The sequence below is a fragment of the Mesobacillus sp. QJM3NY_10 genome (assembly GCF_056173465.1).
Genome location: NZ_CM149675.1, coordinates 4,618,014 through 4,638,257, shown reverse-complemented (window position 1 = coordinate 4,638,257; position 20,244 = coordinate 4,618,014). Strand labels below are relative to the sequence as shown.

The following is a 20,244-nucleotide window of genomic DNA, read 5'->3' as shown; positions in this document are numbered from 1 at the left end:
ATGACTCGAACATTTAAAAACAAAACTCTTTTCGATAGGAAGTTCCATGGCCAAAACACAAAAAAACCCCAGGCAAAATGCCTGGGGTTTCAATTTTTTGTTTTATACGTTCAAGTATGCTGCTACACGGTCTTCTTCTAGCAGGTTTCCTACGAAGAATGAACCAAATTCGCCATAGCGGGCGCTGACTTCGTCAAAGCGCATTTCATATACAAGCTTCTTGAATTGAAGGACATCGTCCGCAAACAGGGTTACGCCCCACTCGTAGTCGTCGAAGCCTACAGAGCCTGTGATGATTTGCTTAACCTTGCCAGCATACTGGCGGCCGATCATGCCATGGCTGCGCATCATGTTGCGGCGATCTTCCATCGGAAGCATGTACCAGTTGTCTTCGCCCTGGCGGCGCTTGTCCATCGGATAGAAGCAAACATGCTTTGCCTTTGGAAGCTCTGGGTAAAGGCGTGCAAGGATTTGCGGGTTCTGGTATGGATCTTCGCCAGCTGGCAGGTAATTGCTCAGCTCGACAACAGAAACATAAGAATGAGCAGGGATTGTGTATTCAGCAAGTTTGGACTTGTTGAATTCTGTTTCGATTTCATTCAATTCTTCCATAGTTGGACGCAGGATCATCATCATGAAATCTGCTTTTTGGCCAACGATCGTATATAGTGCATGGCTTCCTTGCTTTTCTGCCTGTGTCTTGTTCCATTTTTCAACAAGACCAAGGAATTCCTGGGTGATCTCCTGGCGCTCTTCAGCTGGAAGCATCTTCCAGGTTGTCCAATCTACAGTGCGGAAATCATGAAGGGCATACCAGCCATCTAAAGTTTGTGCTGCTTCAGTCATTTTATATCACTCCTAAAAATCATCAATATACCAATATCATATCATAGTTTCTCCATTCATCATGCTAATAAAACCCTGATTGTTTATACTGCGCGGAAAAAGGATATTTTGTTAAAGATTGCAAATAGTAAAAGGGGCAGGAAAACATGCTTGAAAATTTACAATAAAAAGACTTCAAGGTTGTAAACGGTAACATTCTTGAATTTTAAGGTTGGTAAAGTATGCTAGAGGTATAGATAAAAGGAGGAGTCAGCATGAGTGATTTATTTGAAGGCTTAAAAGCCAAATTAAGCGGACAAAATTTGCGGATCGTGTTTCCGGAAGGCCTCGACGAACGGATTTTAGCAGCGGCTGGCAGACTGGCTGCAGATGGTGTATTAACACCTATTTTAGTGGGTAATATTGAACAGATCCAGGCGAAAGCAGCCGATATGGATGTATCACTTGAAGCGGTTGAAATCTACGATCCCGTAAATTTTGCAATGATGGATGAGCTTGTGGCTGCATTTGTTGAAAGACGTAAAGGAAAAGCGACGGAAGAGCAAGCACGCAAAATTTTGCTTGATGAAAATTACTTCGGAACAATGCTCGTGTACTCAAACAAAGCAGATGGCCTTGTAAGTGGCGCAGCGCACTCCACTGCGGATACGGTAAGACCTGCATTGCAGATCATCAAAACGAAGGAAGGCGTGCGCAAGACGTCTGGAGTCTTCATTATGGTGCGTGAAGATGAGAAGTATGTCTTCGCTGACTGTGCGATCAACATTGCTCCTGACAGCCAGGACCTAGCAGAAATCGCGGTTGAAAGTGCGAAGACAGCAAGGATGTTCGATGTCGAACCAAGAGTGGCAATGCTCAGCTTTTCAACAAAGGGTTCTGCGGTTTCACCTGAAACTGAAAGAGTTTCTAAAGCAGTCGAAGAAGCAAAGCTCCGTGACCCGTTATTGATTGTTGACGGAGAGTTCCAATTCGACGCGGCATTCGTTCCATCTGTTGCTGAAAAGAAAGCTCCGGATTCAGTGATCCAGGGTAATGCGAATGTATTTGTATTCCCAAGCCTTGAAGCAGGCAATATCGGCTATAAAATCGCTCAGCGTCTAGGAGGATTTGAAGCAGTTGGCCCAATTTTACAAGGCTTGAACCGCCCGGTAAACGACCTGTCCCGCGGCTGTAGTGAAGAAGATGTATACAAGCTGGCGTTGATCACAGCAGCTCAGGCACTTAGCAAGTAATATAAAGCGTTCTAGTCGGTCGGATTTTTCGATCGGCTTTTTTAATGAGGCCGATTTTCCCCTATATGCTATAATATCAACGGAAAGATACAGAAAGAAAAGAGGAAATCACGATGGATGAGGCGCTCAATTTATTGCGTCAGGATAAATGGAGATTGATCGACCAGTCGGTGCTTGGTGCACACTTTCATGCTCTTCAGTCGTTTGGGACTGACGATACATTATGCGAATCGGTCGGTACAGGCCAGTCACCCGCCACCGCGAGAGCGTGGGTGCACCATGACACGGTCGTCCTTGGCATCCAGGATACAAGGCTGCCCCATCTCCAGGAGGGACTGAATTATCTTCAGGAGCAGGGCTACCAATATATTGTTCGCAACTCTGGCGGACTTGCCGTCGTGCTCGATGAAGGTGTCCTGAATCTATCACTTATTTTACCTGAGAAGGAAAAGGGGATAGATATCAACCGTGGCTATGATGCTATGTGGTTATTGATCAAGGAAATGTTTGCTGATTTTAATAAAGATATAGAGGCAAGGGAGATTTCTGCGTCCTATTGTCCGGGAAGCTATGATCTAAGCATTAACGGGAAAAAATTTGCCGGAATCTCGCAGCGCCGCCTGAAAAAAGGGGTCGCCGTGCAAATCTATCTTTGTGTGACTGGGAGTGGAAGTAAGAGAGCTGAATTGATCCGTGAGTTTTATGACACTTCTAAAAAAGGTGAACAGACTAAATTCATCTATCCGGATGTCCAGCCAGAAGTGATGGCGTCGCTTTCCGAACTATTTGGCGTTGAAATGAGTATTCAGGATGTAATGCTGAGGTTTTTAAAATTCCTGAACGCCAACAGCGATCAGCTGGTATCAGGCTACCTGGACGGCTATGAGATTGAATTGTTTGATCACTACTATAACCGGGTCATTGAGCGGAATGAGAAATTCCTCGAGCCAAGGGAGTAGCCCAATCCAGAATAATATATAAAAGCCGGAAAACCAATGTTTTCCGGCTTGTTTTAGGCTCTTTTCGGAGACCTTTCACAATTGAAATATACAAGTTCCTAATTTAAAAGTCTCATAAGAGCTTAAGAGGGGGCTGTTGCCATAACTCGTTCTCCATCTACCATCTATCTATTTAGCAATTAAATTTCTATTCCGCTACTTTTTCGAGATTGCCGTTGCGGTCCATCTTGAACTTTGTTGCCGAACGTTCTTCTTCTTCAAACAGGGTGAGCTTTCGGGCGCGGTTCATGATTTTCATCAGTGTTTCGTAATCTTCCTGCATCGTGTTCGTATTTTCTTCAAGCCTGTTTATTTTTCCTTGCAGTTCTTCGTTATGTTTCCTTAAACTATTGATTTCACGCTTCAATCTTTCATTCTCACTCTTATAAATATCTACCTGAAGCGATGAACCACTTAGGCTTTGCAAGTAAGCGATCACATGTCCCATTGTCATGCCGGTTGGAGGAACAGTGTGGCGGACCGGTGGTGTATGTGTCGTCTGGGTTACAGTTGTTTTCTTCTCCTGGGCAGGCATTTCGGCCATTTCGGCAGCTGCTTCAGTAGAGTAGTCCTTTTGTTCCTGCTTCTTGTTCATTAAATCTTGCATTTCAGCCATAAGTGCTGCGTCAATCTGCTTGTCGTCCTGTTCGAGCATGGACAGGTCAAAGGTTGGTTGAGCTTCTTCCTGCTCCACCGCTGGCAGCGAACCTGTCAAACTTTCATCCAGCGTAGGCACCGGTGGATTGTAAAGCAGTTTCTTCTTGCCGCCTTGGTCTTTTCCTAGGATTCTCTGTCTCTGTTTTCTCTGCTTTTTCGCTAGCTGCAATGCTTTTTCATAGTTATGCCTAACGACTGCGTTCCAGCGGAATCCGCAGGCGGCTGAAGTGCGGTCGAGCTTGTCGCCCACCTCTTCAAATGCATTCAATTGTGTGCTGCCTTCTCTTACATGTCGCAGCACGGTTTCAGCTAGCAATAAATCATTTTCTTCCGTCCAGGCATCCTGGCGTGTCTTCATTTCCTTCAACTCCCTTTTACTTTGGTCAACTATTAAAACTTATATCTCAATCTTGTCCGGAAATTGGAAAGCTTATACATCGTGAAATGGAAGGATAGTAGATTTTTTGCGTAAAATACGTGTTTTTCATTTAAATAGATAAGCAAATGGACCTGTTCAACAGCTTGCATTCATCTTGAATAAGAGGTAAAATACCCTTTAGTCTAAAACGAAAAGCGGAGGCGTACAGGCTTTCCTGATTTTTGCAGGGAGAATGCTTGTGATTTGAGAGGCTGGCGCTGGCGCTTGACAGTATTTATAGAAAGGGTTGTCCTAAATGGCAAACGAATTCCGTGTTTGCGACGATTGTCAGGCCGTAAACCTTAAAACATTGATTCCGAAGCTGAAACAGCTGGATCCTGAAGCGACTGTCGACATCGGCTGCCAGTCTTATTGCGGACCAGGCAGAAAAAAAACATTCGCCTTCGTCAATAACCGGCCAGTTGCTGCAATGACAGAAGAAGAGCTTATGGAGAAAGTCCAGAAGAAGCTTAAATAAGTTTTTTATCTTTAATATAATGGCTTCCTAATAAAAGCCTATATAAATCACCTTTAAACAACCGTTTAGAGGTGATTTTTTTTCCAGGGAAACTTGCAAACTAGTTTATAACTCCGGGTATATAGGAATGAAAGGGAATAGGGAAAGTTTCTGCATTTGTATATGCAATTTTTGTAAAAATTTGCAGAAAATCGAGATGATTTGACGAACGAAACAGGCTATAATAAAAACAAGCTAATCAGGAAGAAGGAGAACGATGGGATATTCGGAAGAAAAGCTATTTGAAGAAAAAGTTTTCAAAGATCCAGTACACCGCTATGTCCATGTCCGTGACCGGGTGATCTGGGATCTGATCGGAACGAAGGAGTTCCAGCGCCTGAGAAGGATCAAGCAGCTCGGCACGACATACCTAACCTTCCACGGAGCTGAACACAGCCGGTTCAACCATTCTCTGGGCGTCTATGAAATCACGCGCCGGATTGTCGACAATGCGTTTGCGTCCCGTCCTGAATGGAACGAAGGGGAGCGCCTTTTATCATTATGCGCGGCCTTGCTTCATGACCTTGGCCATGGGCCGTTCTCGCATTCGTTCGAGAAGGTATTCGACCTTGACCATGAGGATTTTACCAGGGAAATCATCCTTGGCGATACAGAAGTGAATCAAGTGCTATCGAGAGTGGCGCCGGACTTCCCGAAAAAAGTCGCTGAGGTCATTGAAAAAACGTATGAGAACAAGCTTGTCATCAGCCTGATTTCAAGCCAGATTGATGCTGACAGGATGGATTACCTGCAAAGGGATGCCTATTTTACCGGAGTCAGCTACGGACATTTTGATATGGAACGGATTTTGCGTGTGATGCGTCCGCGCGAGGACCAGGTCGTGATCAAGCAAAGCGGGATGCATGCTGTCGAGGACTACATAATGAGCCGCTATCAGATGTACTGGCAGGTTTATTTCCATCCAGTGACTAGGAGTGCCGAGGTCATACTGACGAAAATTCTGCACCGTGCCAAACACCTTCACGAGCAAAACTACACCTTTAAACATAAACCGCATCATTTTTATTCAATATTTGAAGATCGCATGACGCTGGAAGACTATTTAAAGTTGGATGAAGCCGTGTTCCTCTACTATTTCCAGAGTTGGGAGGAAGAAGAGGACGAAATCCTGAGCGATTTGTGCCGCCGCTTCAATAACCGCAATCTTTTTAAATATGTCGAGTTCGACCCTGCCAAGGAATACAAGAAGCTTGCGAAGCTTTCCATGTTATTCGAGCAGGCGGGACTGGATCCTGAATATTACCTGGTGGTCGATTCATCATCAGACCTGCCTTACGATTTTTACCGTCCGGGTGAAGAGGAAGAACGCCTTCCGATCCATCTGCTGAAGAAAAACGGCGAAATTCGCGAGCTTTCGAGAGAGTCTGATATTGTCGACGCCATTTCAGGTAAAAGACGGACAGACCATAAACTATATTATCCTTCCGATTTCCTGGAAAAGGAGAAAGCACGCCCTGAGATTGAACAGATTGTACAGATTCTTGAGCTGAACTTAGACAATGGGACCATTTGATACAGGAGTTGACGCGTTTTGCTAAAAGACCACGCTAAAATCATACATGCCATTTCAGTTTCCGGAGAGGTCATCGGCAGGAAAAAGCTGCAGAAAATGATCTATATCGCAAAAAAGATGGAATTCCCGTTCCAGGAACGCTTCCAGTTCCATTTTTACGGACCATATTCCGAAGAACTTACATTGCGGGTGGAAGAACTTTGCAACATGGGCTTTTTGGACGAAGTGAAGGAAAAGAAAGGCGGCTACTACCAGTACCGCTACACATTGACAGAATCAGGCCAGGAATTCCTCGGTGAAAACAGCGTCGAAATGCCATGCCTTGGTGACTGCCTCACCGACATCAACGATCAGAATGCAAGATTCCTTGAACTCGTTTCAACTGTTTTGTATTTTGATAACTTGCCAGAAGCTGAAGTCCGGGAAAAAATCCAGACAGTAAAAAAGAGCCAGAAGTACACAGATGAAGAAATTGATGAAGCATATGCGTATATTGCGAGCTTGAAAAATAAGTCAAAGCAATTGTTGGCATAAAAATATTTTTATTATTGATCGAGTATGGGACCTTTTATTGGGTTTTGTGCTCGGTTTTTTGTTTAGTTGAATAAGGGTTAGTTAGGCAGTATACAGCATGTGCCCGTGAAAAGGGGAAATCGAGGACCACGGTCACAAGAAAGGGAAACATATGCCCGTGAAAAGAGGAAACGGCGGTTCATGGTCACAAGAAAGGGGAGCATGTTCCCGTGAAAAGGGGAAATCGTTGACCACGGTCACAAGAAAGGGAAACATGTGCCCGTGAAAAGAGGAAACGGCGGTTCACGGTCACAAGAAAGGGAAGCATGTGCCCGTGAAAAGGGGAAATCGTTGACCACGGTCACAAGAAAGGGAAACATGTTCCCGTGAAAAGGGGAAATCGAGGATCACGGTCACAAGAAAGAGAAACATGTGCCCGTGAAAAGGGGAAATCAAGGATCACGGTCACAAGAAAGAGAAACATGTTCCCGTGAAAAGGGGAAATCAAGGATCACGGTCACAAGAAAGGGAAGCATGTGCCTGGAAAAGGGAAGGCACAAGTAAACGGGTCACATAAAAGAAAAAAGCCCAGAATCATCTGAGCTTTTCGTTCGTTCCTACTCGTCACTCAACCGCTTGCCTGCAACACCATAGTGGTTCTTCGTCATTTCCTCGATGAACACGACGACTTTCTCTTTGGGCGCGCCGGTTGTTTCGCTGACAGCGTCCGTTACCTTTTCAACAAGCGCTTTCTTTTGGTCCTCTGTGCGGCCTTCAATCATTTTTACTGTTACGTATGGCATATGAATTGCCTCCTTGAAATGGTTGATAGATTAATCTAAATTGAGTTTTTCATAATTCGCGAAAATTCGCAAGTTCGGTGCAAGATTGTCTTTTTCACATTCAGTAAAGAATGAGTTATACTTTAATGAAAAGACAAAAAAGGGGAATGGAATGTGAGCTTACCCTATTCGTTAGAGGAAATTCCGTATGTGGCTGCCGCATTGATGATTGCTTTCGCGGTTCATGAATTCGCGCACGCCTGGGTTGCGTATAAGTTTGGCGACCCGACCGCCCAGAGACAGGGACGATTGACACTGAATCCGATCAAGCATTTGGACCCGCTGGGTACTATCTTGATTTTCATCGCTGGATTCGGCTGGGCAAGACCGGTTCCGGTCAATCGCTTCATGTTCAAAAATCCAAAGCTTGCCGGAGTGCTCGTGTCGGTTGCCGGGCCAGTAAGCAATCTTATTCTTGTCTTCCTGGCATTTGCCATCTGGTACATATTTGTGATGCTTGGATTGGCGCCTGGGGTTCCAGAGTTTTTCCTGGACTTCCTCAATATCTTTATCGGACTGAATGCGATGCTGTTCGTCTTCAACCTGTTGCCGTTCCCGCCGCTTGATGGTTACCGAATCATCGAGGACCTGGCACCAGCGGACATCAGGGCAAAAATGTCCCAGTATGAAGCGTATGGATCGATTATTTTCTTGATACTTGTGATCACGCCCCTTGACCAATATACAATCCAGCCAATTTTCTACTATTTGATTCCGGCTGTGACTGATGGAATATACAATCTATTTTTCTGATACATTTTAAGGAGGTTTCCAACATGGAAGAAAAAAAGGGCAAGAATATTGGCTTCAATATTATCAAAAATGACCCGATGGACGGACATAAGGGCTTTGGAAAAGGTGTTCTCACACTTGATAATGTTTCGCCGGTCATCATTGACGTGGATGCGGGCGAGGCAGCTGTAGAAGTTGGTGCGATGCACGCGCGCAGTGCTGTTGAGAAAGGAATCAAGTTTCTCCCTGACCGAAATGAAGTGCCTGGTGGAAAGCCATATTGGGTAGTCTGGGTGACGATTGACAGGAAGGAAGAAGGTCCTTATTATGCAGGTGTCACAGCTTGTGAAATGACCGTCAACCGCGAAATCCGCCGCGGCTACAAATTGCTGCCTGAACATGTGAACCGTCTTGATAAGTCTATCAAGCGCCATATCATTGTGGACCATATGGATGAAAAATCAAAACAGATCCTAGCTGATTTCCTGAAAAATCATGATCCAGGAATGTGGGAGCGTTCTGAAGACAAGCTGAAGAGCGATTTATTAGCAAATTAATATATTTGGATAATTCTCCTAATAATTTGTCTAAATTGTGACATTTAACAGCAAGTGACAATATCTGGCTTGCTCAAATGCAATAAAAAAAGTAAACTGATATCAGCGTAAAACACATTTTATGCTAGGACGAGAAAAACCCCGGAGGCTTGCTTCCGGGGTTTTTCTTTTGAAAAGGTTATTATAGTGAGATAATTGTTGTTGACGAAGTATGTTATAGAGAATCCTCTACAACCCGAAAATCCGCTTGTACCAAGGCTTCTTTTCCTTTTCCTTCCTAGGCTTTTCTTCCTTATGCTCTTCATGATCCAAATGATCGGTGCAGTATTCAGTAGGCTCTGTACCTGCAGCGAATAATGTCAGTCTTTTTACCGGACATCCGTCAGAAGCGAGCTTGCCACTGGCAGGGTCAACATAGACGGCAACAGTACCTTTCGCTGCCTTGAATTTTTTAGCAGGCTCATCATCAAGTGCTTTTTCCATAAAATCGAGCCAGATATTCTTCGCATAAGATTTCTCCACTGTCAGTTCAATGGGCTTGCCTTTATCGTACCCTGTCCAAACAGCCGAAACGAGCTGAGGGGTATAGCCGATCATCCAGCTGTCCGTTTCGGTCGTCCCCGACTTAGCCGCGTACGGCCGAGTCATCTTTTTAATCAGCGTGCTTCCTGTAACAGAAGAATAGCCATTAAGCTTTTTATCAAAAATGCCTGTCAGCATATGGGTCATCACCGAGGCGAGTTCCGGCTTCAATACTTCTTCTTTTTCAGCCTTATACTCGTAAATCACTTCGCCTTTATGGTTTTCGACCTTCTTGATCAGCACGGGATCTACTTTTTTGCCGCCATTCGCTAAAATACTGTAGGCATTGGCCATATCAATTACCCTGACCCCGGAGGTGCCAAGGGCTAGCGATGGGACATTGTCCATATCCGACTTGATTCCAAAACGTTTAGCTGTTTCAACGAGAGTTTCTTCCCCCAGGAACAGATGGGTTTTCACGGCGTATACATTATCCGACAACGCCAAAGCCTGCGCCATCGTAATGTCATCTTCCGCATATTTATTGTTAAAATTATGCGGCGTATATTCTGAACGTCCATCATCGAACATGAACGTCGTCAGCTGGCTTTTCATTGTGGAAGATGGGGTGAAGCCATTCTCGAGTGCCGCATAATACAGGATCGGTTTCATTGTCGAACCTGGCTGCCTGACAGCCTGCACAGCACGGTTGAACGGACTCTCCTCATAATTCCTGCCACCGACAAGCGCCAACACTTGCCCATTCTTCGGGTTCATCGCCACGAAGCCTGCCTGGATTTCTGAATCTGAAGCAATCATTTTGCTTATGGATTTTTCGGCGATTTCCTGCTGGTCAAGATTAAGAGTTGTATAAACTCTCAGTCCGCCGAGCGAAATGGTCCGGTCATCGAAATTCAATGAGTTTTTGAGCGCATTCTGTACAGCGTCCTGGAAGTAAGGAGCCGCTCCAATCCGTGAATGCTGATGCTCTCCGACAAGCTTCAGTTTTTCAATGCTCGCTTTTTGCGCGGCAAGTTCAGTGATATAGCCGTTTGTCTTCATCGTACTTAAAATGGTGCGCTGTCGCTGCTTTGCTTTTTCCATGGAAGCGAAAGGCGAGTAGATGCTGGGACCTTTAGGGATTCCCGCCAGCATGGAAGCTTCCGCCAGGGATAATTCCTTCGCCTCCTTGCCAAAATAATAACGGCTTGCTGCCTGGATGCCGTATGCACCATTGCCATAATAAATCGTATTTAGATAGCCTTCGAGGATCTCATCCTTGGAATAATTCATCTCAAGCCGCAAAGTGTAAAGCGCTTCTGTCGCTTTCCGTTTCCAAGTCTTATCATGTTCCAGATAAAGATTCCTTGCATATTGCTGAGTGATCGTGCTCGCCCCCTGAACCTTGGCCATCGCCTTCAAGTCAGCAAGCGCAGCACCGGCAATTCGCTTATAATCAAACCCGTTATGGCTAAAAAAGGTTTTATCCTCTATAGAAATCGTCGCATTAATCAAATGAGGCGATATATCCTTGAGCGCAACCCAATAGCGTTTCTGGCCGGAGTGACTTTCGCCGATCACCGTTCCATCATCCGAGAAAAACAAAGTCGATTGCGGCACGGCCAGAGGAGGCGGACCCTGGAGCTTCGCATACCCAATCAGGGAAAAGTAGAGTACAGTCGCCAAAGCAAGTCCTGCAAGCCCGAAGAAAATCAAAGCACGCAAATATTTAATCGTCTTGCGAAACCGCTGGTCTGTCATCAGCTCCATAATGCTTCCTCCTAAAAAAGATAGATATTATCAGTATGAAAAAAAACACCAGATTTTAAACATAGAATCAAAGATCATTAAATTTTGCTTGCATTTTTGCTAGATTCAACTATACTTTTTCTGATGTTTGTATTTGTGATGTTGGGGAAACATAAAAAATAATATGAGAGCGTCATGCTTGCACTATATAAATTTGGACAGTTCATCAGTCCATTGCCTGAAATTCGCCGCATCATAACGGAAATTTTTTTGCCGAAAGGAAGGATATTAATGGGTCTTTGGTTTACAGAAAAACAGACAGAGAACTTTGGTATTACAATGAAAGTGAACAAGACGTTACATACAGAACAGACAGAATTCCAGAAGCTTGATATGGTGGAGACAGAAGAGTGGGGCAATATGCTTCTTCTTGACGACATGGTTATGACTTCTGTTAAAGATGAGTTCGTTTACCACGAGATGGTTGCGCATATTCCGTTGTTCACTCACCCGAATCCTGAGCATGTACTAGTTGTTGGAGGCGGCGATGGAGGCGTGATCCGCGAAGTGCTTAAGCACCCTGGCGTGAAAAAGGCGACTCTTGTTGATATCGATGGTAAGGTCATCGAGTACTCTAAGAAATATCTGCCAGAAATCGCAGGCAAGTTAGATGACCCTCGCGTTGATGTTCAGGTTGGCGACGGCTTCATGCATATCGCAGAAAGCGAAAACCAGTACGATGTCATCATGGTTGACTCTACTGAACCAGTTGGACCGGCAGTAAACCTGTTTACAAAAGGCTTCTACGCTGGAATCTCAAAAGCGTTGAAGGAAGACGGGATTTTCGTTGCCCAGTCTGACAACCCATGGTTCAAGGCTGACCTTATCCGCAATGTACAGAAGGATGTTAAGGAAATCTTCCCGATCACACGCCTTTACATTGCAAACATCCCAACATACCCAAGCGGAATGTGGGCATTCACACTTGGGTCAAAGAAGCATGACCCGCTTGAAGTAAGCGAAGACCGCTTCCACGATATCGAAACAAAGTACTACACGAAAGAGCTTCACAAAGCAGCTTTCGTATTACCTAAATTCGTTGGCGATCTTGTAAAATAATTTAGCACAATCTTTATTCGGCTTCCCGGTAAATCCGGGGGCCGTTTTACTGTAAAAAAAAATTGAAAGAGGTGTTGGGAATGCGTTTTGATGAAGCATATTCAGGTAATGTGTTTATCGGCAGCCATTCTAATTTTGAAGAAAGCAAGGCAGTACTTTACGGTATGCCAATGGACTGGACAGTCAGCTACCGTCCGGGTTCACGTTTTGGCCCAACCCGTATCCGTGAGGTATCCATCGGCCTTGAAGAGTACAGCCCTTATCTTGATCGCGAGATGGCGGATCTTAACTATTTCGATGCAGGAGATATTCCGCTGCCATTCGGGAATGCCCAGAAAAGCCTTGATTTGATCGAGGAATACGTGGACAAGCTTTTGGCGGAAGAGAAATTCCCGCTTGGAATGGGCGGCGAGCACCTGGTATCATGGCCGGTCATGAAGGCAGTTGCGAAAAAATATGAGGACCTTGCCATCATCCACTTTGACGCCCATACAGACCTGCGTGAACACTATGAAGGCGAGCCATTGTCCCACTCAACGCCAATCCGCAAGATTGCCGAGCACATCGGACCGAAAAATGTCTATTCATTCGGAATCCGTTCTGGAATGAAAGAAGAATTCCAGTGGGCGAAGGAAGTGGGCATGCATATTTCCAAGTTTGAGGTTCTCGAGCCTTTAAAGGAAGTATTGCCTAAGCTTGCTGGCCGTCCGGTATATGTGACGATCGACATTGATGTACTTGATCCTGCACATGCACCTGGAACAGGAACAGTCGACGCTGGCGGCATCACCTCCAAGGAGTTGCTTGCATCAATCCATGCAATCGCAAACTCAGGCGTGAACGTAGTCGGAGCAGACCTTGTCGAAGTCGCGCCAATCTATGATACATCCGAAATGACAGCAAACACAGCAAGCAAAATCATCCGTGAAATGCTGCTTGGTTTTGTAAAATAAAATTAGTTTTCGCTTTCGCTCCCTTTTTAAAAGGGGGCGATTTTTTATGTAGGCTCTTTTCTCAAACTTTGTTGCTATTGAATACAAAATTGGAGTGAACTACCTATATTCCTTTATAAAGATGACGCTTCTTATGAGAAAAATACCGACCTGCAAAATGGGCATATATTACGTTAAAATCGGCTTTAGGATTTTAACAACAATCTTAACGAAAACGCCTTTATGCAAAAAAATAACGACCTGTTACTAATAGTTACTTTCATAGGAAGGAAAATTCTGAATAGTATAGAAGATATAATGATTATGTAAGTAACTAATAAAAAGGAGGTAAAAAGGATGAAAATGTTGGTTTCTTTTTTCAACCGCATCATGCAGCGTTATTTGCCTGATCCGTTTCTATTTGTCATCATCTTAACTTTTGTTGTATTTGGATTAGGGCTTATTTTTACCGACAGCGGTCCGTACCAGATGGTTCAGCATTGGGGCGGAGGATTCTGGGGATTGCTGACGTTCTCGATGCAGATGGTGCTTGTCCTGGTTACAGGTCATGTGCTGGCGAGCAGCAATGTATTTAAAAAGGGTCTGGGAGCACTTGCTTCACTTGCGAAATCTCCAGGGCAAGCGATCGTCATTGTCACTGTCGTTTCCATGATTGCAAGCTTGATTAACTGGGGATTTGGGTTGGTCATTGGAGCGTTATTTGCGAAGGAACTAGCGAAAAAGGTTAAGAACGTGGATTACAGGCTGTTAATTGCAAGCGCTTACGCTGGATTCATCGTATGGCATGGCGGTATTTCCGGTTCAATTCCACTGACAATCGCGACAAAAGGCCACTTCTCGCAGGATTTGATTGGCATCATCTCGACAGATCAGACGATTTTTGCCGGCTTCAATCTACTCATTATCTTAATCTTGCTTCTCGTATTGCCAGTTGTTAACCGCCTGATGATGCCGTCGAAGGATCAAACAGTGACGGTCGATCCTGTATTGCTGGAAAATGACGTACAGGCTGCCGCCCTCGAGCAGGGAGCAATGACGCCTGCCGAAAAGCTTGAGAACAGCAGGATTGTTTCCTTGTTGACCGGCATTTTTGGACTTGTGTTTCTATTTTACTATTTTGCTACAAATGGATTTAAGCTGAATCTTGATATCGTCAACTTCCTGTTCTTGTTCCTCGGTATCCTGTTCCATGGCACGCCAAAGCGTTTCCTTGAGGCGGTCGTGAACGCGGTAAAAGGGGCAAGCGGAATCATCATCCAATTCCCCTTTTACGCGGGAATCATGGGGATGATGACAGCATCTGGACTGGCTGCAGTTATGTCGGAAGGTTTCGTATCGATCTCGAATGAATTCACATTCCCATTCTTCGCCTTCCTGAGTGCGGGTTTGGTCAACTTCTTCGTTCCATCAGGTGGAGGACAGTGGGCGGTCCAGGCACCAGTCATGCTTGAAGCAGCCCAGACCCTTGGAGTATCCATCCCGAAAACAGCGATGGCCGTTGCCTGGGGCGACGCGTGGACCAACCTGATCCAGCCATTCTGGGCATTGCCTGCACTGGCGATTGCCGGACTGAAAGCAAAGGATATCATGGGATACTGTGTATTGACACTGATTGTTTCGGGTATCGTTATTTCGGCAGGAATGCTGTTTTTCTAATTAGGGGTTTTTTGGAGGAGGAGCAGATTGCTTCTCCTTTTCTAATTGGAAAAAATCGCGGATAATTTCCAGTTCGCGGAATTAAGCCTGAAATTCGCGGAATTAAGGTGGGATATCGCGGAATCCAAAGGGTTTTTCGCGGAATAAACTAAGATTTTCGCGGAATCTTTAAGTTGTAATGGAAAACTAGTAATCGATTTCGCAAAATTAATGGATTATCGTTGATTCCAACCACTTTTTCATGGAAACAACTGAAATTTTCGCGGAATAATTCAATTCTGAATGAAAAAACTGGACAGCAGCGCTATCCAGTCTCTTAATTACATCTTTTCGAATGTATCACAAATGGTTTCGCGTTCATTTAGTGCTTGTTTTCCTGTATTCGCTACTACAAGGATTGAATCGGCAACACATTGATCGCCTTCGGCCCAATATTTGCAGTTTTCTACTTCGCATTTAACTTCGATTTTCATGTATGCCACCTCCTTAAAAGGTTTTGATAATCAATACCCGGTTTAGAGGGGGACTAACCCTATACTTGTATACCTGAATTTCCCTCCTGATTCATATGGCAATTCCCTCTGCGCTCCTTGCACTTTCAAAGGAGAATATTTATACTTATAAAGTTATAATGAAGATAGAAAAGCACAGGCGACTTGGTCATAATCGACAAAGCGCTGAAGCTGGACAAGAAAAGGGCGTGTTAACGGTGTCTAGTAAACCCGCTGATCAGATTCCTGTCAAGGTGACGGTAAAAACGGCGATTTACAGTGGCAAAGAGAAGGAAACTTTTGAATTGACCACTTTTGGCCGATACTATAAAAAGGCAAACAGCTCTTACCTCCAATATGATGAAGTGATGGAGGAAGGGGATGTCCATACGACGGTAAAAATATCTGGGGATGAAGTGCTGATTTTGCGCAGCGGTGCGATCAAGATGAGGCTTCTTTTTCTGCTGAATAAAAAAACTCCGGGTAATTATCAGACCCAATATGGGCTGCTCGAGACTTCTGCGCTCACGAAGCGGCTCGATACTGATTTTAACGAGACAAAGCAGGAGGGCCATGTGGACTTGCTGTACGATATGGCAATACAGGGCGCGACTGCAGGTACATACCATTTGACGATCAATTATAAGGAGGAAGGCAAATGAATATAGTTGAACAGGTTCAATTGAAGCTGAAGGAAGAAATCAAGCAGGCGATCATCAAAGCTGGTCTAGCTGAGGAAGCGCAAATTCCGGCCGTTATTTTAGAGACGCCTAAGGAAAAAGCGCACGGGGATTACTCCACGAATATGGCGATGCAGCTTGCGCGCGTTGCGAAGAAAGCACCTCGCCAGATTGCAGAGCAGCTGATCGAGAACTTCGATAAAAGCAAAGCATCCATCGAGAAAATTGAAATCGCCGGACCAGGCTTCATCAATTTTTACATGGATAACAGTTATTTGACGGACTTGATTCCGGCAATCATTGAAGCAGGCGACAATTATGGTGCATCGAATGTAGGAAACGGACAGAAGATCCAGGTCGAGTTCGTTTCTGCCAACCCGACTGGCGACCTTCACCTTGGCCATGCGCGCGGCGCGGCTGTCGGTGATTCACTGTGCAATGTGCTTGCTAAGGCTGGATACGATGTATCTCGAGAGTACTACATCAACGACGCTGGAAACCAGATTAACAATTTGGCTCTTTCTGTTGAGGCACGTTACTTCCAGGCGCTTGGCATGGACAAGCCGATGCCTGAGGACGGCTACCATGGTGCGGATATCATCGGGATCGGGAAAACCCTGGCTGAAGAGTACGGAGATAAGTATGTGAATGTTCCTGATCAGGAACGTTTCGACGCTTTCCGTGAGTACGGCTTGAAATACGAAATGGAAAAGCTGAAGCAAGACCTTGAGAACTTCCGTGTTAAGTTCGATGTTTGGTACTCAGAAACTTCTCTATATCAAAACGGGAAAATCGACGTGGCACTTGATGCACTGCGATCGAATGGCCATATCTATGAAGAGGACGGCGCGACTTGGTTCCGTTCATCAGAGCTTGGCGATGACAAGGATCGCGTGCTGATCAAGCAGGATGGCTCTTACACGTACCTACTGCCGGATATTGCTTACCATAAGGACAAGCTTGAGCGCGGTTTTGAAAAGCTGATCAACATCTGGGGAGCGGACCACCACGGTTATATCCCTCGTATGAAGGCAGCGATCGAGGCGTTAGGCTATAGCCGGGATGCACTTGAAGTTGAAATCATCCAGCTCGTCCATTTGTACAAGAATGGCGAGAAGATGAAGATGAGCAAGCGTACAGGTAAGGCCGTCACAATGCGTGACCTGATTGATGAAGTTGGCCTGGATGCAGTTCGTTACTTCTTCGCGATGAGAAGCGCGGACACTCATATGGACTTCGACCTTGATTTGGCCGTATCTCAGTCCAATGAAAACCCAGTATTCTACGCACAGTATGCACATGCTCGTATTAACAGCATCCTGCGTTCTGCAGCAGAGCAAGGTTTGATTTTTGACATCGAGGCAGATTTCAAGCACATCCAGTCCGAGAAGGAAATCGACCTGCTGAAAAAGCTAGGCGAATTCCCGCTGGCCGTTGCCGAAGCAGCACAGAAGCGCATGCCGCATCGAATCTCTAACTACATTTTCGAACTGGCATCCGTATTCCACAGCTTCTACAACGCTGAGAAAGTATTGGATCTGGACAATAAAGAAAGAACAGTGGCCCGCCTGTCACTGATCAAAACTGCGCAGATCACATTGAAGAATGCACTTGAAATAATTGGAGTATCTGCTCCGGAGAAGATGTAAGTTGAAAATAGTGAGACCCAGCCGAAGATGGTTGGGTCTCTTTTTGGAATTGGAAAAAATCAAGCGGAATTTCCAATTCGCTATAAAAATTAGAAAGTCGCTATAAAAAGTTGAGTTTCGCTATAATATTCAAATTCTCGCTATAAAAAGTTTTTTCCGCTATAAAATCAAGATTTCCGCTATAAAAATGAGTTCCCCGCTATAAAGTCAAATTTTTTTCATAAAAAAACATGCTATTTTATGTCTTCCACTCCAAAACAGCTCCGCCAATCCGTTTAACTCCCCGTATTTTAGCCAAATCCTCAACCAGCTTGAGCGCTGCTTTGTCTTTCTCTTTCGCTTCGATCATGAAATCGACATCCTGGCCGATGCCGCGCAGTATACCAATCAATGGCAGGATGAATTCTGAGTCAACATAATCCGAATGTGATCGATATGCTTTTTCCGATTTAGGGGAGGAGATATGGATTTTAGGCTTCAGGCCAGTTCGTTCCCAGGTTGCGAAGCCGGCGGGAAGTAACTTTTCCAGGGAACCCTCACAAAGATTAGCCATATGGTGATGATAATCGAACATGAATGGCACATCCTCTTTCAAGCATGCTGTCAGTGTTTCTTCTGCATTGTACGTTTTATCATCATTTTCAAGCGTGGTGATTTTTTTGATATACGCTGGCAGCTTGGCGAAGTTTTCATGGAAGCGCAAAATTGTTTCTTCTTTGTTTCCGTATGCTCCGCCAATATGGATATTGATGATTGCTTCCATTTCCAGTCCCATTGCTTTCAGCATGCCATAATGGTATTCCATATCAAGAATCGCATTTGCAGTTACTTCTTCCCTTGGAGATGTGAACAAGGTGAACTGGTTCGGATGAAAACTCGTCCTCACCCCATGCTTTTTCACTAATGCGCCTATCTCAAGCCATTTATCCCGAAACGGAGTGACATAATCCCATTTAACCTCCGGATGGGTTGCCAACGGCGCAATCGAGCTTGAAAAGCGATACAAGGGAATATTATGGGCGATATTGTAGTGTATCATTCTTTCTGTGTTCACCAGGTTCTGGTAGGTTACGGAAAGCAACTTTTCATGCCGTTCTTCCTTTGGCAGCTGACTGTAACGAGCGAATGTAAGTGCCTTGGAGGGAGATGCATCCCACAGGCTGATGGCGGTGGATACATAGCCCAACCGAATAATCATAGGTACACTCCTTCAATGCCTGGATGCCGGTTCTTTTACAAAAAGTAGGATATTGTACTCGCTGCTTTTTCCTTCAGCAGCGCACGGTTGAAATCATCCAATGCAGCCTTCCTTGAGTTCAGGATATCTTCTGTCAAAATCCTTTTAACTTTTTTTATAAAAGCAACATCATAAATCAGGCAGTTCAATTCATAATTCAAGAACATGCTTCTTTTATCGAAATTGGCGGTGCCAACGTCACAAACCTCATCATCCACTAGCAGGACCTTTGCATGGTAAAAGCCATTTAAATACTGGTAGATTTCGGCTCCATCTTTGATCAGAGTCCTCAGATATGGATGTGATGCTTCTTTGACAAGTACATGGTCGGAAACGAGCGGGACAAGCACCGTAACTGATACACCTCTTGTGATCGCATCCCTTAATAAATTGAAAACCCTTTTACTCGGGATGAAGTACGGTGTCCCGATGAAAATAGAGGTCTTTGCATTGCTAATCAGGTCAGACATCATTTCCTCAAGCAGGATGCCTTCAGTAGGAACGATCTGATGCTGAATTGCTCCTTTTTCAAGAGCAGGGAAGTAGACTATGTTTTGCAGCAGATTGACTTTTGCCGCTGCATGCCAATCCTCAAGGAACTCTGACTGCAGATCAGTGACTCCTTCACCCGTCATTTTCAGATGGTAATCACGCCAAGGAGACAGTTTCGGATCATGATTGTTATATTCTTCGCCGATATTGAAGCCGCCGAGATAAGCGATCTGTCCATCAATTACGGTGATCTTCCGGTGATTCCGCACCTGAGAAGAATAAAACAGGAAAGGCAATTTGGGCATTTGGGAATAGGCGAACTCCACTCCAGCAGCCTTCAGCGAGTTTATTGTTTTGCGCTTTAGCCCGCTGCCCACCCAATCAACCATAAGGCGGACCTCGACCCCGGCTTTAACTTTTTCTTTTAAAATAGTGAGAAATTCCTGGCTGATTTTATCATCCTGGACGATGTAAAACAAAATATGAATGTGCTGCTTTGCATTTTTTAGTTCCGAAAAAAGGTCATCGAACAATTTAGGACCTTCCGCAAAAATGGCAAGGTTGCTTTTCCGGACTGGCAACGTATTTGTTTTGGCACTTGCCAGATGCTTTTTCCTGCCAAGCGTGAAGTCTGCGTAGAGCCATAGGACCAGCCCTGCTATTATTGCAATCAAAATCCATCCAAAATTCATAGCAATTCGGCTCCCTTGAAAGTATTTCTTTTATTTTTGCCGAAATTGCTTCATATATGTTAAGTTCCTGTAAAAGAGGAAGTGTAAACAATTTTCAGAAATGAAAGGAAATGAGTTGACTGAATGCTCATTCATTATATAATGTAGTTAAAGGTATA

At 44.7% G+C, this 20,244-nt stretch carries 19 protein-coding genes; 12 read left to right on the top strand and 7 right to left on the bottom strand.

The genetic code is table 11. The features are described from left to right. Positions 1-102: 102 nt before the first annotated feature. On the bottom strand, positions 103-846 hold the full coding sequence (gene hemQ / locus AC0VX7_RS23150) for a hydrogen peroxide-dependent heme synthase (protein WP_475426104.1): 744 nt from the start codon (positions 844-846) through the stop codon (positions 103-105). A 254-nt stretch (positions 847-1,100) separates the two neighbouring features. On the opposite strand from hemQ, the gene pta reads away from it, so the two are divergent. Continuing rightward, a complete protein-coding gene (gene pta / locus AC0VX7_RS23145; protein ID WP_475426103.1) occupies positions 1,101-2,078 on the top strand; it encodes a phosphate acetyltransferase in 978 nt (325 codons plus the stop codon). A 113-nt stretch (positions 2,079-2,191) separates the two neighbouring features. Next, positions 2,192-3,037, top strand: a complete 846-nt coding sequence (lipL, locus tag AC0VX7_RS23140) for an octanoyl-[GcvH]:protein N-octanoyltransferase (protein WP_475426102.1) — start codon at positions 2,192-2,194, stop codon at positions 3,035-3,037. Between the two features lie 187 nt (positions 3,038-3,224). On the opposite strand, the gene AC0VX7_RS23135 is transcribed toward lipL, so the two are convergent. Next, positions 3,225-4,091: an RsfA family transcriptional regulator gene (locus tag AC0VX7_RS23135; protein ID WP_475426101.1), complete on the bottom strand. Its 867-nt coding sequence runs from the start codon at positions 4,089-4,091 to the stop codon at positions 3,225-3,227. Between the two features lie 316 nt (positions 4,092-4,407). On the opposite strand from AC0VX7_RS23135, the gene AC0VX7_RS23130 reads away from it, so the two are divergent. The 3 genes from AC0VX7_RS23130 (at position 4,408) to AC0VX7_RS23120 (ending at position 6,736) form a co-directional block, all read left to right on the top strand. After that, a complete protein-coding gene (locus tag AC0VX7_RS23130; RefSeq protein ID WP_041964659.1) occupies positions 4,408-4,629 on the top strand; it encodes a YuzB family protein in 222 nt (73 codons plus the stop codon). Between the two features lie 256 nt (positions 4,630-4,885). After that, on the top strand, positions 4,886-6,202 hold the full coding sequence (locus AC0VX7_RS23125) for an HD domain-containing protein (protein ID WP_475426100.1): 1,317 nt from the start codon (positions 4,886-4,888) through the stop codon (positions 6,200-6,202). 18 nt (positions 6,203-6,220) lie between these two features. Beyond that, on the top strand, positions 6,221-6,736 hold the full coding sequence (locus AC0VX7_RS23120; RefSeq protein WP_215032263.1) for a YwgA family protein: 516 nt from the start codon (positions 6,221-6,223) through the stop codon (positions 6,734-6,736). Between the two features lie 596 nt (positions 6,737-7,332). Here the strand turns inward: AC0VX7_RS23120 and AC0VX7_RS23115 are convergent. Then, complete coding sequence (locus AC0VX7_RS23115) at positions 7,333-7,518, bottom strand: 2-hydroxymuconate tautomerase (RefSeq protein ID WP_475426099.1); 186 nt, start codon at positions 7,516-7,518, stop codon at positions 7,333-7,335. A gap of 204 nt (positions 7,519-7,722) precedes the next feature. Between AC0VX7_RS23115 and AC0VX7_RS23110 the strand changes: the two genes are divergently transcribed. Next, positions 7,723-8,310: a site-2 protease family protein gene (locus tag AC0VX7_RS23110; RefSeq protein ID WP_475428233.1), complete on the top strand. Its 588-nt coding sequence runs from the start codon at positions 7,723-7,725 to the stop codon at positions 8,308-8,310. 23 nt (positions 8,311-8,333) lie between these two features. Continuing rightward, on the top strand, positions 8,334-8,846 hold the full coding sequence (locus tag AC0VX7_RS23105) for a YwhD family protein (RefSeq protein WP_475426098.1): 513 nt from the start codon (positions 8,334-8,336) through the stop codon (positions 8,844-8,846). A gap of 228 nt (positions 8,847-9,074) precedes the next feature. Here the strand turns inward: AC0VX7_RS23105 and AC0VX7_RS23100 are convergent, their stop codons facing one another. Next, the gene (locus AC0VX7_RS23100; RefSeq protein WP_475426097.1) at positions 9,075-11,138 is read right to left on the bottom strand and encodes a transglycosylase domain-containing protein; all 2,064 of its coding nucleotides are present in this window, start codon (positions 11,136-11,138) and stop codon (positions 9,075-9,077) included. Between the two features lie 270 nt (positions 11,139-11,408). Here AC0VX7_RS23100 and speE point away from each other — a divergent pair, with 270 nt between their 5' ends. From speE to AC0VX7_RS23085, 3 genes are all read left to right on the top strand, one after another. After that, positions 11,409-12,236 carry a spermidine synthase gene (gene speE, locus AC0VX7_RS23095; RefSeq protein ID WP_475428232.1) on the top strand — a complete coding sequence of 276 codons (828 nt, stop codon included), beginning with the start codon at positions 11,409-11,411 and terminating at the stop codon, positions 12,234-12,236. A gap of 80 nt (positions 12,237-12,316) precedes the next feature. After that, positions 12,317-13,189 (top strand): agmatinase, encoded by an 873-nt coding sequence (speB, locus tag AC0VX7_RS23090; protein WP_475426096.1) that lies wholly within the window; start codon positions 12,317-12,319, stop codon positions 13,187-13,189. Between the two features lie 336 nt (positions 13,190-13,525). Next, on the top strand, positions 13,526-14,845 hold the full coding sequence (locus tag AC0VX7_RS23085; RefSeq protein WP_475426095.1) for a short-chain fatty acid transporter: 1,320 nt from the start codon (positions 13,526-13,528) through the stop codon (positions 14,843-14,845). Positions 14,846-15,165: 320 nt separating this feature from the next. On the opposite strand, the gene AC0VX7_RS23080 is transcribed toward AC0VX7_RS23085, so the two are convergent. Next, positions 15,166-15,318 (bottom strand): DUF1540 domain-containing protein, encoded by a 153-nt coding sequence (locus AC0VX7_RS23080; protein WP_192471932.1) that lies wholly within the window; start codon positions 15,316-15,318, stop codon positions 15,166-15,168. 236 nt (positions 15,319-15,554) lie between these two features. Here AC0VX7_RS23080 and AC0VX7_RS23075 point away from each other — a divergent pair, with 236 nt between their 5' ends. Together AC0VX7_RS23075 and argS are read left to right on the top strand one after the other, a co-directional pair. Further along, positions 15,555-15,998, top strand: coding sequence for a YwiB family protein (locus tag AC0VX7_RS23075; RefSeq protein WP_475426094.1), 444 nt, complete (start codon positions 15,555-15,557; stop codon positions 15,996-15,998). Further along, positions 15,995-17,665: an arginine--tRNA ligase gene (argS, locus tag AC0VX7_RS23070; RefSeq protein WP_475426093.1), complete on the top strand. Its 1,671-nt coding sequence runs from the start codon at positions 15,995-15,997 to the stop codon at positions 17,663-17,665. The genes AC0VX7_RS23075 and argS overlap by 4 nt, the downstream gene beginning before the upstream one ends. Positions 17,666-17,903: 238 nt before the next feature. Here the strand turns inward: argS and uvsE are convergent, their stop codons facing one another. Continuing rightward, positions 17,904-18,863 carry a UV DNA damage repair endonuclease UvsE gene (gene uvsE, locus AC0VX7_RS23065; RefSeq protein WP_475426092.1) on the bottom strand — a complete coding sequence of 320 codons (960 nt, stop codon included), beginning with the start codon at positions 18,861-18,863 and terminating at the stop codon, positions 17,904-17,906. 35 nt (positions 18,864-18,898) lie between these two features. Then, positions 18,899-20,086 (bottom strand): cardiolipin synthase, encoded by a 1,188-nt coding sequence (gene cls / locus AC0VX7_RS23060; protein ID WP_475426091.1) that lies wholly within the window; start codon positions 20,084-20,086, stop codon positions 18,899-18,901. Positions 20,087-20,244: the final 158 nt, after the last annotated feature.

Coding starts and splice junctions, on each gene's coding strand:
- hemQ (WP_475426104.1), bottom strand. CDS start 846: ATGACTGAAGCAGCACAAACTTTAGATGGCTGGTATGCCCTTCATGAT.
- pta (WP_475426103.1), top strand. CDS start 1,101: ATGAGTGATTTATTTGAAGGCTTAAAAGCCAAATTAAGCGGACAAAAT.
- lipL (WP_475426102.1), top strand. CDS start 2,192: ATGGATGAGGCGCTCAATTTATTGCGTCAGGATAAATGGAGATTGATC.
- AC0VX7_RS23135 (WP_475426101.1), bottom strand. CDS start 4,091: ATGAAGACACGCCAGGATGCCTGGACGGAAGAAAATGATTTATTGCTA.
- AC0VX7_RS23130 (WP_041964659.1), top strand. CDS start 4,408: ATGGCAAACGAATTCCGTGTTTGCGACGATTGTCAGGCCGTAAACCTT.
- AC0VX7_RS23125 (WP_475426100.1), top strand. CDS start 4,886: ATGGGATATTCGGAAGAAAAGCTATTTGAAGAAAAAGTTTTCAAAGAT.
- AC0VX7_RS23115 (WP_475426099.1), bottom strand. CDS start 7,518: ATGCCATACGTAACAGTAAAAATGATTGAAGGCCGCACAGAGGACCAA.
- AC0VX7_RS23110 (WP_475428233.1), top strand. CDS start 7,723: ATGATTGCTTTCGCGGTTCATGAATTCGCGCACGCCTGGGTTGCGTAT.
- AC0VX7_RS23105 (WP_475426098.1), top strand. CDS start 8,334: ATGGAAGAAAAAAAGGGCAAGAATATTGGCTTCAATATTATCAAAAAT.
- AC0VX7_RS23100 (WP_475426097.1), bottom strand. CDS start 11,138: ATGGAGCTGATGACAGACCAGCGGTTTCGCAAGACGATTAAATATTTG.
- speE (WP_475428232.1), top strand. CDS start 11,409: ATGGGTCTTTGGTTTACAGAAAAACAGACAGAGAACTTTGGTATTACA.
- speB (WP_475426096.1), top strand. CDS start 12,317: ATGCGTTTTGATGAAGCATATTCAGGTAATGTGTTTATCGGCAGCCAT.
- AC0VX7_RS23085 (WP_475426095.1), top strand. CDS start 13,526: ATGAAAATGTTGGTTTCTTTTTTCAACCGCATCATGCAGCGTTATTTG.
- AC0VX7_RS23080 (WP_192471932.1), bottom strand. CDS start 15,318: ATGAAAATCGAAGTTAAATGCGAAGTAGAAAACTGCAAATATTGGGCC.
- argS (WP_475426093.1), top strand. CDS start 15,995: ATGAATATAGTTGAACAGGTTCAATTGAAGCTGAAGGAAGAAATCAAG.
- uvsE (WP_475426092.1), bottom strand. CDS start 18,863: ATGATTATTCGGTTGGGCTATGTATCCACCGCCATCAGCCTGTGGGAT.
- cls (WP_475426091.1), bottom strand. CDS start 20,086: ATGAATTTTGGATGGATTTTGATTGCAATAATAGCAGGGCTGGTCCTA.